The following is a 13,044-nucleotide window of genomic DNA, read 5'->3' as shown; positions in this document are numbered from 1 at the left end:
TGCGGGGGGCTGAGGCCTAAGTAAAGCAATATGAAACGCTATATCCCATTCCTGCAATCAGACCCGTTTGTGGCCGTCATCCGGCTGCAGGGGACAATCGCAAATTCGGGCCGTGGTCTGGACAATCCCAGCCTCGCGCCTGTCATCGAAAAAGCCTTTTCCAAAGGCAAGCCAGCCGCCGTTGCGCTTGAAATCAACAGCCCCGGCGGTTCACCCGTCCAGTCGTCACTCATCGCCGGTCGCATCCGGCGCCTGGCTGACGAGAAAAAAGTGCCGGTCTTTGCTTTCGTCGAAGATGTCGCGGCCTCGGGTGGCTATTGGCTGGCCTCTGCGGCGGACGAAATTTTTATCGATGACTGCTCCATCGTCGGCTCTATCGGTGTGATCAGCGCAGGCTTCGGCCTGCAGGACGCCATCGGCAAGATCGGCGTTGAACGGCGCGTGCATACCGCTGGCAAGTCGAAATCCATGCTCGATCCCTTCAAGGCGGCAAAACCGGCCGATGTGAAAAAGCTCAAGGGCTGGCTGGAAGACCTGCATGAAAAGTTCATTGCGCAGGTCAAGGACCGCCGCGGCCCCAAGCTTTCAGACGATCCCGATCTTTTCACCGGTGAGGTGTTTATCGGCCAAAAGGGGATCGACGTGGGCCTGGCTGACGGGATTGGCCATCTTGCCCCCGTCATGAAGGAACGCTTTGGCGATAAGGTCAAATTCCGGCGCTATGGCCAGAAGAAACCTCTGCTTGCCCGTTTTGGTGCACAGATCGTTGACGACACCATCACCGGCATCGAAGAACGTGCAGCTTACGCAAGGTTCGGCCTGTGATCATCAAAGCCATCTTTGTCTTTCTGGCTTTCATGCTGGTACTTGCGATCTTTGGAAAGCTCAGGTTTCCGGGGCAGGCGCGGCTGGCAGCCGCGAAATGCCCTAAGTGTCTGCGCTACAAGATCGGCAAGGGCCCCTGCCAGTGCGAGAAAGCCAGATGAACCGTGCCTTGGTCACTGGCGCAGGTGCACGGCTGGGGCAGGCGATGGCGCTTTACCTTGGCAAGCGCGGGTATGATGTCGCCGTCCATTATGCAGGCTCTGAGCAGGGCGCGCATGAAACCGTAGATGCGCTTGAGGCGATGGGCCGCAAAGCTGTCGCGTTGCAGGCAAACCTTCTCGACGAGGGGCAGACACAAGAACTGGTCGCGCATGCCGCTGATGCCTTGGGCGGACCGCTGGACTGCCTGATCAACAATGCCTCGATTTTTGAATATGACAATTTCGACACCGCGACGCGGGAAAGCTGGGACAGACATCTGGAATCCAACCTGCGCGCGCCGTTTGTCCTGACGCAGAATTTTGCGGCGCAAGCTCCTGCTGCGCAAACTGATGAAAGAGGCGAGCCGCTCGCCCAAGGGCTTGTGATCAACATGCTTGACCAACGCGTGCACAAGCTCACGCCTGAGTTTGCATCCTACACAATCGCCAAGATGGGCCTATGGGCCATGACGCGCACCGCTGCACAGGCGCTGGCCCCGAACATCCGTGTCAATGGCATTGGTCCCGGCCCGACACTTCAGGGGCATAACCAGAGCAAAACGCACTTTGAACGGCAGCGAAACGCAACAATTCTCAAGCGCGGCGCGAACCCTGCCGACATCACTGCGGCACTTGGATATTTTCTTGATGCGCCGGCTGTAACAGGCCAGATGATCTCGGTTGACGGGGGCCAGCACCTCGCTTGGGAAACGCCGGATGTGCTCGGTGTTGAGTGACCTCGCAAAAGTTGTGCACGTCCTTACGTCAGCCTTCACGAAACTGTCATAAATGGCAGGATTATCAATGCGTTAAGAATACTGAATAAAAATCACCAATGATTTCAAGGGGTTGAAAAGGTGCCTATTTTTTAGGCAAATACACGAAAGCCCCCTAAAACAACGGAAAATCCTCGGTCGCAAAGTTTTTCCCACGGACTTATCCACAGAAACAGTGGATGCCTTTCCTCTTGCCCTCGCTGCCTTACCATTGCAGCAAGTCCAGAATCAGGAGAATTAGAGCAAAATTGGCGCAGGACCAGAAAAATCTGACAGGCTACGGTGTCATCCAAAGCTACCTGCGCACGCTGGACGGCTCTCCCGGTGTATACAGGATGCTCGATTCCGAAAGCCGCGTTCTCTACGTGGGCAAGGCGCGCAACCTCAAAAACCGCGTGTCAAATTACAGCCGCCCGGGCAACCATTCACCGCGGATCGAACGGATGATCCGCGAGACAGCCAGCATGATGTTTCTGACGACACGGACGGAAACAGAAGCGCTCTTGCTTGAGCAAAACCTGATCAAGCAACTCAAGCCGCGCTACAACGTCTTGCTGCGGGACGATAAGTCATTCCCGAATATCATCGTCACAAAAGACCATGCTTTTCCGATGATCAAAAAGCATCGGGGCGCAAAAAAACAGAAAGGCGATTACTACGGGCCTTTCGCCGGTGCTGGTGCGGTGAACCGGACACTGAACCAGTTGCAGCGCGTTTTTCTGCTGCGGAACTGCTCTGACAGCGACTTTGAAACGCGCACGCGCCCCTGCCTGCAATACCAGATCAAACGCTGCTCTGGCCCCTGTTGCGGTCTGATTTCCGAAGAAGACTATGCCGCGTCGGTCAAGGACGCTGAGAAGTTTTTGCAAGGCCGCACCAAGGGCATACAGGAAGCCCTCGCCAAACAGATGCAAGCCGCAAGTGCGGAGATGGAATTCGAACGCGCCGCCGCCTTGCGCGACCGGATCAAGGCGCTGACGCAGGTCCAGACCGCCCAGGGCATCAATCCGCAGAACACGCCAGAGGCCGACGTCATTGCGCTGCACCGCGATGGCGGGCAGGCCTGCGTGCAGGTCTTCTTCATTCGCGCCAACCAGAACTGGGGCAACCACGACTATTATCCGCGCGTCAGCGGTGACGAAGACCCCTCAGAGGTGATGGAGGCCTTCGTCGGCCAGTTCTATTCCAACCGCGAGCCACCGCGCATGGTCATCCTGTCCCACGGGCTTGATAACGATGACCTGATGGCAGAGGCGCTTTGCGAAAAGGCAGGCCGCAAGGTCGAAGTGATCGTCCCGCAACGCGGCGAGAAAGCCGAGCTGGTGCAATCCGCCCTGCGCAACGCCCGCGAAAGCCTTGCCCGCAAGATGTCGGAAACCGCCACGCAGGCCAAACTGCTCAAAGGGTTGGCGGAGGCGTTTGACCTGCCCAACATCCCCCAACGGATCGAGGTCTACGACAACTCTCACATCCAAGGCGCCCATGCGGTCGGCGCGATGGTCGTGGCGGGCCCCGACGGCTTCGACAAGAACCAGTACCGCAAATTCAACATCAAGAACGAAAACCTCACCCCCGGCGACGACTTCGGCATGATGAAAGAGGTGCTGACACGCCGTTTCAAGCGCCTCCTGAAAGAGGACCCGGACCGCACCCAAGGCACATGGCCTGATCTGTTGCTCATCGACGGAGGGCAGGGCCAGGTGTCTGCGGTCCGCGAAATCATGGAGGACCTCGGCGTCGGCGACGTGCCGATGGTGGGCGTGGCCAAAGGCGAGGACCGCGACGCAGGCAAGGAAGAATTCCACCGCACCGGCAAGCCCGTCATGGCACTGCGCCACAACGACCCTGTGCTCTATTTCATCCAGCGGATGCGGGACGAGGTGCACCGCTTTGCCATCGGCACCCACCGCGCGAAACGGTCCAAGGCGATTGGCGCGACACCGCTCGACGACGTGCCGGGTGTCGGTGCCACACGCAAACGCGCGCTGCTGGCGCATTTCGGATCAGCCAAGGCCGTCGCCCGCGCGAACCTTGCCGATCTCAAGGCCGTAGACGGCGTGTCGGAAAAACTGGCGCAGACGGTCTATGACTACTTCCATGAGAATGGCTGACGGTCGCGCCGCAGCGATGATGACGATCCCGCTTCCATCGCCCCGCGCAAGGCGGTAAACCCGTCGCATGACGCTGAACCTGCCAAATATCCTGACGATCCTGCGGCTTGCCGCGGCCCCTGGTGTGGCTGTGATGTTTCTTTATTTCGCACGGCCCTGGGCGGACTGGTTTGCGCTTGTCCTTTTTGTGCTGGCGGCCTTTACCGATTTCCTTGACGGCTACCTTGCCCGCGCATGGAAGCAGGAAAGCAAGCTTGGCGCGATGCTCGATCCGATTGCCGACAAGGCAATGGTGATTATCGCGCTTGTCGTGATCACCGGCTTTTCCGGCATGAACCCCTGGATCCTGCTGCCTGCCACCATCATCATCTTCCGCGAAGTCTTTGTCTCTGGTCTGCGCGAGTTTCTTGGCGACACGGCTGGCACGCTGAAAGTCACCAACCTCGCCAAATGGAAGACCACCGTGCAGATGGTCGCCATTGCCATGCTTTTCGCCACTGGCGCGTTCGAGCATTACTTCGGGATGCAGTCGCTTGCCATGACGCAGGAAATGGTCACGCAGGCACTTGACGGCACCGGCCCGGATGAACTGGGACTGCGCTGGAAATACAACGGCATGATGATCAGCTGGTGGGGTGGGATCATCACGCTCTGGATCGCTGCGATCCTGACGCTCATCACCGGATGGGATTACTTCCGCAAGGCGCTGCCATTCCTCAAAGAGGGTGACACATGAACGTCGTATATTTTGCATGGGTGCGTGAACGGATCGGCCTTCCACAGGAAACCGTCGAAACTTCAGCCGCGACCGTCAATGATCTGATTGCCGAATTGAAGCAGCGCGAAGAACGCTATGCGGCAGCCTTTGCTGATACCTCTGCCCTGCGTGTGGCACTCGATCAGGAGCTTTCTGATTTCGACGCCCCGCTTGCTGGCGTGAAAGAGGTCGCCTTCTTCCCACCGATGACGGGCGGCTGATGCGCGTCCTTGTGCAGTCAGAGGCTTTTGATGCAGGGGCCGAACTCAACCGGTTCTCAGCAGGCCATTCCGGCGTCGGGGCCGTTGTCAGCTTTACAGGTGTCGTGCGCGACAGCGACGGCGACCTGCAGGAAATGGTGATCGAGCATTACCCCGGCATGACCGAAAAAGCGATTACCAAGATCTTGGAAGAGGCCATGTCGCGCTGGGCCCTGGCAGATGCCTTGGTGATCCACCGCCACGGCCCGCTCAAAACCGGTGACCAGATTATGATGGTCGCCACCGCCAGCGCACACCGGGCTGCTGCATTCGAAGCGGCAGACTTTCTGATGGACTACCTCAAATCCCGCGCACCCTTCTGGAAGAAAGAGGTGACGGACGCTGGATCTGCATGGGTCGAGGCGAAAGACGCAGATGAGGATGCGCTCAAACGGTGGTAGTTCAGGGTGAGGCCAGCGTCACCGCGCGTCATCTGCCATCCGTTTCGCCAAAATCAGGCAAAGCGCGACCGCGATCAGCAAAAAGCCCGCGCCGATGATCCAAGCCACAGATGTCGTGTAAGCCTCCGCCAGAGCGCCCACCATCACGAGACCGCTTGCACCGCCCAACTGCTGGATCAGTGACCGCAGCGACAACATGGTCGATCTTTGGCGATCTTCAACGCAGCGATGCAGGATACTGCTTGCCGGTGTCTCGCTTGCGCCAAGCACGATGGAAAACACGACAAAGACGACAGCAAATCCGATGATGCCCTCTTGCAGGGCCAGCGTGATCTGCGCGGCAGCAAGTGCGGCAAACACGGCCGCAAGCGTCACCGCGTGCCGCCGTTTGAAGATGCGGCTGATATGTGGCGACAGTGACGCGCCAAAGGCAATCGCAAGGAAATAGGTGGCAGTCAAAAGACCAATCGCAGTGCTGGCAAAGTCTGCATCCAGCATCGGTCTGGCAAATGTCGGCCAGATCACTTCAACCGGATTTGTCGCCAACAGGAACAGGGCAAGCGCCGCCAAAAGGATGGAAAGCGTCGGATGCCTCAATGCAAGCATGCCGGCATCTGCGATTACTGACGGGACGCTGGCAAACCCTTGCCGCAGCGCGCTGGGGTTCAACGGGCGCGGTTCTTCTTTGACGGCGACAACGGTAAAGATCAGCACGCCCAACATGGCGACAAAGCCTGCGGCGTAGGACACATCGTAAATCGTGATGCCAAAGCGCAGTCCGAGCGCACCGAAGACATCCGGCAGCAGCCCGCCGACAACCGCGCCAATCGCAAGGCCCATGGCATTTGCCCATTGCGCCTTGGCAAGGGCGGGCTGCACATCGACATTTGGCGCGTTGACCCTGAAGGTCTCCAGAAACCACGCATCCAGCGTGCCTGATCGCAGCGCCCGCCCGAAACCGATGAAGGCAAAGGAAACTGCAAGGGCTCCGAAATTGCTCGATGACAGGAAGAGGGCGAGGGAAATCAGACTGGCGACGACCGCAACCAGAAAGACAGGCTTGCGCCCGATGGCATCTGCCAGCCCACCGAAGGGCAGTTCCATCGTCATTGTCGTCAGTGAATAGACCCCGAACAGAAGCGAGATCTGGAACAGGTCCAACCCACGGTCGGTCAGCGCCAGCGCGACAACCGCAACCGTCAGACCCATCGCAAACCGGTCAAGAAACTGGTGAACCTGGAACAGACGGATATGCCGTCGCGCCGCCTCGCTCAGTGCAGTGTAAGAGAAGGCGATCTCGGTTGCCATTTGGGCAGCATCTGCGTTTCTCAACCTGCGTGCAATACCGCATTCTGAGGTGACTGTGGTCGGATTGGCAGGATCACATTGGAATGCTGCTAAGGCGTGCCAATGCCGCACGATACGTCAGCAGCCGCTTCCACCGCCGCGCTGCGCGGTTTGGCGGCTGTATGCACAGCCGGTGCACAGCCTGTGTACAGGTTGTGTACGGCCAGTGTACGTCTGGTGTACGCCCTGCGTGCCGCCTTTTGCCTGTGCAGCAGCTAGCCCAAAACCTCTGCCCGATCCCGTGCCATCGCGGCACATGGGGCATGGCGAAAACAGCCCGTCAGGTGGTTATTGATAAGGCCGGTCGCCTCCATAAATGCATAGACAATCGTCGGGCCGCAGAACCTGAAACCGTTTCTTTTCAAGTCCTTACTGATCTGCGCCGACAGCGGCGACTGCGTCGGCATCAAAGCACGATCACTCAGTGTCGTCCTCAGCGGCACGCCATCGACATAGCTCCACAAAAAGCGGTCAAAACCCTCGCGCGCTTCGACTTCCAGATAGGCCCGCGCATTCCCGATGGTCGCTTCGATCTTGCCACGGTGCCGGATTATCCCCGCATCACACAGCAATCGCCGCACGTCCGCCTCGCCCCATTCGGCGATGATCTCTGGCTGGAATCCTTCAAAGGCTGCGCGGAAATTATCCCGTTTTTTCAATATGGTAATCCATGACAGGCCAGCCTGAAATCCGTCAAGGATCAGCTTCTCCCACAAGGCGCGGCTGTCGTACTCCGGCACGCCCCATTCGGTATCGTGGTAGTCGATGTAGATCTGCTCTGGCCCAGCCCAGCCGCATCTCTCGTGATGATTAATCACTTGTTAGGCCCTCCGGCATACGCATGTTTTCAGACGACTATGAAGGCGCGACATGGAAAAGGCCACGCTCTCCAGATACGACATGAATGACCGGGGGCTGGGCGACCCGTTCTCATATGCATCCGCCAGTCGCGATCAGGATCTTGTGACGCTGGTGGGCGCGGCGCTTGACGCGGGACGCGCAAGGCTTGCCTTCCAGCCGATCATCCGGGCCGAGGCTGACGGTTCAGTCGCCTTTTATGAGGGGTTGATCAGATTATGCGACGCCAAGGGCCGCGTGATCCCCGCCGGACACTTCATGCCCTTGGTCGAAGAAACCGTGCTGGGGCGCCGCATCGACTGCGCGACACTCCGCCTTGCGCTGCGAGCGTTGGCGATCCAACCGGATTTATGCTTATCAATCAACGTCTCAGCGCGATCGTTGGGTGATGGCGAATGGCGGCGGACACTGGATCAGGGTCTCGCCGGACGGTTCAATATCGGCCCACGCCTGATCCTCGAGATCAATGAAACGTCGGCCATGTTGCTGGCAGAAAGCGTGATCCGTTTCATGCACGAAATGCAGCCGCGCGGCGTCAGCTTTGCGCTCGACGGTTTCGGTGCGGGTTTCACAGCCTTCCGTCATTTGAAGGATTTCTTCTTCGATCTGGTCAAGATCGACAAAGGATTTGTGCGCGGAATCGACGCAGACGCCGACAATCAGGTTCTGGCCGAGGCACTGATCACCGTCGCCCATCAGTTTGAGATGTTTGCCGTTGCTGATGGTGTCGAAACCATTGGAGAGGCAGGATTTCTTCGGAAGATAGGGGTTGATTGCCTGCAGGGATATCTGTTCGGTGTCCCGACATTCGCGTCGGAGGGCGATGCACTGGACGCATAGGGGAATTGAGTTGCCTCACGTCAGTTAACGACGTATGAGGCCGAGAAAGCGGCAGATTGGGCTGTCTTGCACCTCATAAGTGTAAATGGCACCGTCCTGTCGGGAACGTAGCCTGAAGGGAACTCAATAATGACCAATGTCGTAATCGCATCGGCCGCCCGTACTGCTGTTGGCAGCTTCGGCGGGTCTTTTGCAAACACCCCTGCGCATGACCTCGGCGCAGCTGTGTTGGAAGAAGTCGTCGCACGCGCTGGCGTCGACAAATCCGAAGTCAGCGAAACAATTCTCGGACAGGTTCTGACAGCCGCACAAGGCCAGAACCCTGCCCGTCAAGCACACATCAATGCAGGGCTTCCAAAAGAAGCGGCCGCCTGGGGTATTAACCAGGTCTGCGGTTCCGGTCTGCGTGCCGTTGCCCTTGGCGCACAGCACATCATGCTGGGCGATGCGGCGATTGTTGCCGCCGGCGGTCAGGAAAACATGACTCTCAGCCCACATGCTGCCGCGCTGCGCGCCGGTCACAAAATGGGCGACATGAAGTACATTGACACCATGATCCGCGACGGTCTGTGGGATGCTTTCAACAACTATCACATGGGCCAAACGGCAGAGAATGTTGCCGAGCAGTGGCAGATCAGCCGCGACCAGCAGGATGAATTCGCTGTGGCATCGCAGAACAAGGCGGAAGCAGCCCAGAAGGCTGGCAAATTCGCTGACGAGATCATGCCGTTTACCATCAAGACGCGCAAAGGCGATATCGTCGTCGATCAGGACGAGTACATTCGCCACGGTGCGACTATCGAAGCCATGCAGAAACTGCGTCCGGCCTTCACAAAGGACGGTTCGGTGACTGCGGCAAACGCATCAGGTCTGAACGACGGTGCTGCTGCGACGCTGTTGATGTCGGCTGACGAAGCTGAAAAGCGCGGCATTGAACCGCTCGCCCGTATCGCTTCTTACGCGACTGCCGGTCTGGACCCATCCGTCATGGGTGTTGGCCCGATCTATGCGTCACGCAAAGCGCTTGAGAAGGCTGGCTGGTCTGTTGATGACCTTGACCTCGTTGAAGCCAACGAAGCTTTCGCCGCGCAGGCTTGCGCTGTGAACAAGGACATGGGTTGGGACCCGTCCATCGTGAACGTCAACGGCGGCGCGATTGCGATCGGCCACCCCATTGGTGCTTCCGGCTGCCGTGTGCTGAACACGCTGCTGTTCGAGATGAAGCGCCGCGATGCCAAGAAAGGCCTTGCCACGCTCTGCATCGGTGGCGGCATGGGTGTTGCTCTCTGCGTTGAGCGCCCCTGATCTAGATCAAGGCGGCGCATGTTTGCGCCGCCTATTCACCTCACAACGAAATTCTTAGGAGAAGATAACTATGGGACGTGTTGCACTCGTCACCGGTGGTTCGCGCGGTATCGGCGCAGCCATCTCGACAGCACTCAAAGACGCAGGCTACACCGTTGCCGCGACTTATGCAGGCAACGATGAAAAGGCAGCCGCCTTTACCGAAGAAACAGGCATCAAGACTTACAAGTGGGACGTTGGCAACTACGAGGCCTGCGCCGAAGGTATCGCCAAAGTCGAAGCCGATCTTGGCCCTGTTGATGTTCTGGTGAACAACGCCGGTATCACACGCGATGCACCTTTCCACAAAATGTCGCCACAGCAGTGGAAGGAAGTCATCGACACAAACCTGTCCGGTGTTTTCAACATGACTCATCCAGTCTGGCCAGGTATGCGCGAGCGCAAGTTCGGGCGCATCATCACGATCAGTTCGATCAATGGTCAGAAGGGTCAGTTTGCGCAAGCCAACTACGCTGCAGCCAAAGCCGGTGACATCGGTTTCACCAAAGCTCTGGCACAGGAAGGTGCACGCGCTGGTATCACCGTGAACGTTGTCGCCCCTGGCTACATCAACACAGAGATGATGAGCACGATCCCAGAAAAAGTGATGAACGAAGTCATCCTGCCGCAGATTCCAGTCGGTCGCCTTGGCGAAGCCTCTGAAATCGCGCGCGCTGTTCTGTTCTTGGCGTCCGACGAAGCCGGTTTCGTCACAGGTTCGACCATCTCGGCGAACGGTGGACAGTATATGTCCTAAGCCTTTCGGCTTATCGAAATGAGAAAGGGCCGCGCCGTTCTGGCGTGGCCCTTTTCTTTTGTGCGGATTTCCGCGGCTTAGACGTGGCGGAAGATCATCCAGCGAAATGCCTTGCGGACGGCTTCGGCACGTTCCTTGTGAGCGCGTTCGATACCTTCGCGGATGCGGGGGCTGGTGGTTGTCTCGTACATTTGTCTGTTCCTTCGATTGAGGTGTCTCTCGGTTCGTTCTGCATCCTATATGGGCGTTTCTGGTGCACCCGACAAACGAGACTTTCTATTGCTTCAGTTAAGCTGTATTAAACTGATCTATGTCTGATCGCCTTCCTCCACTGACCGCGTTGCGCGCCTTCGAAGCGGCTGCGCGCCATATGTCATTTGCACAAGCTGCTGCCGAACTGAACGTGACGCCTGCGGCATTATCATATCAAATCAAGGCTTTAGAGGCTGACCTCGGTATGCCGGTCTTTCGGCGGCTGAACCGCGCTGTTGAGTTGACAGAAGCGGGACGCAGCCTTGCACCAGGCGCAAGGGACGCCTTTGCCACGCTACAGGCCGCATGGCGCACAACAAAAAGATTGAACGATAGTGGTGTTCTGACCGTGACTGCAGGGCCTGCCTTTACCTCAAAATGGCTTGCGCCAAGGATGTATGAATTTGCGCAGGCGCATCCTGAAATCGAGCTTCGGTTTCTGGCGACCTTGCGTCTGATCGACTTTGACCGCGACGAGGTGGATGTCGCGATCCGTTTCGGCATCGATCACGACAAGGGCCTCTACGCGCGCCCGCTTATCGAAGAGTGGATGACGCCGATGATGACACCTGCCATGGCGGAAAAGATCAACACACCCGAAAAACTGGCTGATGCGGTTCTGGTCCATGACGATTCCATCGCCCCGTTCAAGATCCCGATGGGTTGGGGGGCGTGGGCGCAAGCGGCGGGCATGGAGCTGGATGACACGCACGGGCCACGGTTTTCGCAGGCAGATCACGCGTTGGATGCGGCTATCGCCGGGGCGGGCGTTGTTTTGGGGCGGGTATCGCTGGCGACCCGCGCGCTAGAGGCGGGACGCCTCGTCGCGCCATTCGAGGTCGGTCTGATATCAGAGGCTCAGTTTCGCTTCATTTGTCCGCCGGGCAACGAAAAACGCCCCCATATCGCGGCTTTCGAGGCGTGGGTGATGGATGAAATCAAAGCGTCCCGCAAATTTGCGGACGGGCGTCGCTTGATTCGCGCAAGCGATCTGCTTTGACAGCGCCCCCTGTGATCGCGCTGTCAAAGCGTCAGTTTCAGATCAGTGCGCGCTGAGGCGTGTGATCTCTTCTTTCAGCATCAGCTTTTGTTTCTTGAGTTTGGCGAGTTCAAGGTCGTCGGACGCAGGGCTCCGCTGGAGGCTTTCAACATGCTCCGAGAGGTGTTGGTGTTTCTTCTTCAGTTCCTGCAGGTGCGAACTCAAGCTCATAATAAGACTCCTCTGGTTGGTTGAGGCTCAAGTGCAGCACATCGTCTGCGTGAAGTCACGCCGCACGGCAGCAATTTCGCCATGCTAGATCGTCGCAGCGAAATCTTGCCGAAGTCTTAATCGAAGAGGGGCAGCGCATCTCCGTCCCGCAAAATCCCCGAGACTTGCGCGGTGTAATCCTCGCGGTCACTTTCATGCCGGTCGCCGCGCTGCATGACCAATGGTCTGGCAAGGCGAAAGGGGGTCTTGCCCGAATGTCGCCCCTGCAAGATAAAATTCTCGGGCGCCTTGGTGGCGCGTCCGGCGATTGGTTCCACAACAATTGCGCCAATCCGCCCTTCAATATGCGCCAGAACCTCAGGCAGTCTGTCAATGCGTTGAATGACAGTCAGATAACCCTGCGGAGCAAGTCGTTTGATGCCAATATCAAGCCAATCGGCCAGGCTCGTCTGCCCGCCCAAAGCCATATCGCGTCCGGGGTCCTGCGCCGCTGTGCCCCGTGTTCGGTCGAAAAAAGGGGGGTTCATGATCACGTGGGTGAATTGTTGCTGTCGCACTTCGTACGGCAAAGCACGGAGGTCCGCCTGCACGACGTCGAACGGCAAGTCATTCTCACCAGCATTGCGCAGGGCAAGTGCTGCATAATCCGCCTGTACTTCGACACCGGTCACGTTCACGCCTGCCACCCGCGTCATCACGCACAGTGAGGCCACACCGACGCCGCACCCCAGTTCGAGGACGGTGTCACCGGCCTGCGCAGGGACGGCTGCAGCCAACAGCACCGGATCAACACCTGCGCGATAGCCAGAGCGCGGTTGCCAGATGCGCAGCTTGCCCCCCAGAAAGTCATCGCATGTCAGATTTTCAGTCACGGCCAAGGTCGATCTCTGCATCGCGCATCACGGCCTCGGCCATGAACAGGTCGCGGTCCATGACCATCAATCGGCGCGGCATTATGCCGATGCTGCCTTCAAGGACGCTCATATTTACGTCGAAGGTGAACCAGTCTATACCCTCGCTGTCCAAAAGGGCGGTTGCAAAGGCGATGACTGTCGGGTCGTTGGTGCGCAAGAGCTCTTTCATAAATCCAGACCTAAGATGACGTT

16 protein-coding genes are annotated in these 13,044 nt (G+C 58.1%); 11 read left to right on the top strand and 5 right to left on the bottom strand.

The window, feature by feature from the left end:
- The first annotated feature begins 30 nt into the window (after positions 1-30).
- The 7 genes from BM316_RS15765 (at position 31) to BM316_RS15740 (ending at position 5,330) form a co-directional block, all read left to right on the top strand.
- Positions 31-825, top strand: a complete 795-nt coding sequence (locus tag BM316_RS15765; RefSeq protein WP_090210568.1) for a S49 family peptidase — start codon at positions 31-33, stop codon at positions 823-825.
- Entirely contained in the window at positions 822-986 is a 165-nt protein-coding gene (locus tag BM316_RS16765) for a hypothetical protein (RefSeq protein ID WP_165606616.1), read from the top strand. The genes BM316_RS15765 and BM316_RS16765 overlap by 4 nt, the downstream gene beginning before the upstream one ends.
- A complete protein-coding gene (locus BM316_RS15760) occupies positions 983-1,762 on the top strand; it encodes an SDR family oxidoreductase (RefSeq protein WP_090210566.1) in 780 nt (259 codons plus the stop codon). The genes BM316_RS16765 and BM316_RS15760 overlap by 4 nt, the downstream gene beginning before the upstream one ends.
- A 287-nt stretch (positions 1,763-2,049) precedes the next feature.
- On the top strand, positions 2,050-3,912 hold the full coding sequence (gene uvrC, locus BM316_RS15755; RefSeq protein WP_090210565.1) for an excinuclease ABC subunit UvrC: 1,863 nt from the start codon (positions 2,050-2,052) through the stop codon (positions 3,910-3,912).
- 67 nt (positions 3,913-3,979) lie between these two features.
- Positions 3,980-4,648 (top strand): CDP-diacylglycerol--glycerol-3-phosphate 3-phosphatidyltransferase, encoded by a 669-nt coding sequence (pgsA, locus tag BM316_RS15750; RefSeq protein WP_090210563.1) that lies wholly within the window; start codon positions 3,980-3,982, stop codon positions 4,646-4,648.
- A complete protein-coding gene (moaD, locus tag BM316_RS15745; protein ID WP_090210561.1) occupies positions 4,645-4,890 on the top strand; it encodes a molybdopterin converting factor subunit 1 in 246 nt (81 codons plus the stop codon). Before pgsA ends, moaD begins: the two co-directional genes overlap by 4 nt.
- The gene (locus tag BM316_RS15740; RefSeq protein WP_090210559.1) at positions 4,890-5,330 is read left to right on the top strand and encodes a molybdenum cofactor biosynthesis protein MoaE; all 441 of its coding nucleotides are present in this window, start codon (positions 4,890-4,892) and stop codon (positions 5,328-5,330) included. Before moaD ends, BM316_RS15740 begins: the two co-directional genes overlap by 1 nt.
- Positions 5,331-5,348: 18 nt before the next feature.
- Here the strand turns inward: BM316_RS15740 and BM316_RS15735 are convergent, their stop codons facing one another.
- Both BM316_RS15735 and BM316_RS15730 read right to left on the bottom strand, forming a co-directional pair.
- The gene (locus tag BM316_RS15735; RefSeq protein WP_090210557.1) at positions 5,349-6,638 is read right to left on the bottom strand and encodes an MFS transporter; all 1,290 of its coding nucleotides are present in this window, start codon (positions 6,636-6,638) and stop codon (positions 5,349-5,351) included.
- Between the two features lie 254 nt (positions 6,639-6,892).
- Positions 6,893-7,495, bottom strand: coding sequence for a DNA-3-methyladenine glycosylase I (locus tag BM316_RS15730; protein ID WP_242649936.1), 603 nt, complete (start codon positions 7,493-7,495; stop codon positions 6,893-6,895).
- Positions 7,496-7,547: 52 nt separating this feature from the next.
- Here BM316_RS15730 and BM316_RS15725 point away from each other — a divergent pair, with 52 nt between their 5' ends.
- From BM316_RS15725 to BM316_RS15710, 4 genes are all read left to right on the top strand, one after another.
- Positions 7,548-8,375 carry an EAL domain-containing protein gene (locus BM316_RS15725; protein ID WP_090210555.1) on the top strand — a complete coding sequence of 276 codons (828 nt, stop codon included), beginning with the start codon at positions 7,548-7,550 and terminating at the stop codon, positions 8,373-8,375.
- Between the two features lie 129 nt (positions 8,376-8,504).
- A complete protein-coding gene (locus BM316_RS15720) occupies positions 8,505-9,680 on the top strand; it encodes an acetyl-CoA C-acetyltransferase (RefSeq protein WP_090210553.1) in 1,176 nt (391 codons plus the stop codon).
- Between the two features lie 70 nt (positions 9,681-9,750).
- A complete protein-coding gene (gene phbB, locus BM316_RS15715; RefSeq protein WP_090210551.1) occupies positions 9,751-10,476 on the top strand; it encodes an acetoacetyl-CoA reductase in 726 nt (241 codons plus the stop codon).
- Positions 10,477-10,786: 310 nt separating this feature from the next.
- Positions 10,787-11,728 carry a transcriptional regulator GcvA gene (locus BM316_RS15710; protein WP_090210549.1) on the top strand — a complete coding sequence of 314 codons (942 nt, stop codon included), beginning with the start codon at positions 10,787-10,789 and terminating at the stop codon, positions 11,726-11,728.
- Between the two features lie 42 nt (positions 11,729-11,770).
- On the opposite strand, the gene BM316_RS15705 is transcribed toward BM316_RS15710, so the two are convergent.
- The 3 genes from BM316_RS15705 to BM316_RS15695 all read right to left on the bottom strand — a co-directional run bounded on the left by BM316_RS15705 (position 11,771) and on the right by BM316_RS15695 (position 13,021).
- Complete coding sequence (locus BM316_RS15705; protein WP_090210548.1) at positions 11,771-11,938, bottom strand: DUF465 domain-containing protein; 168 nt, start codon at positions 11,936-11,938, stop codon at positions 11,771-11,773.
- 116 nt (positions 11,939-12,054) lie between these two features.
- Positions 12,055-12,831, bottom strand: a complete 777-nt coding sequence (locus BM316_RS15700; protein ID WP_090210546.1) for a tRNA1(Val) (adenine(37)-N6)-methyltransferase — start codon at positions 12,829-12,831, stop codon at positions 12,055-12,057.
- The gene (locus tag BM316_RS15695; RefSeq protein WP_090210544.1) at positions 12,803-13,021 is read right to left on the bottom strand and encodes a putative signal transducing protein; all 219 of its coding nucleotides are present in this window, start codon (positions 13,019-13,021) and stop codon (positions 12,803-12,805) included. Before BM316_RS15695 ends, BM316_RS15700 begins: the two co-directional genes overlap by 29 nt.
- Positions 13,022-13,044 lie beyond the last annotated feature (23 nt).

The organism is Yoonia litorea, assembly GCF_900114675.1.
In the GTDB taxonomy this organism is placed as follows: domain Bacteria; phylum Pseudomonadota; class Alphaproteobacteria; order Rhodobacterales; family Rhodobacteraceae; genus Yoonia; species Yoonia litorea.
The sequence above is the reverse complement of the archived record's forward strand: the minus strand, read 5'-3'. Positions and strand labels throughout refer to the sequence as shown.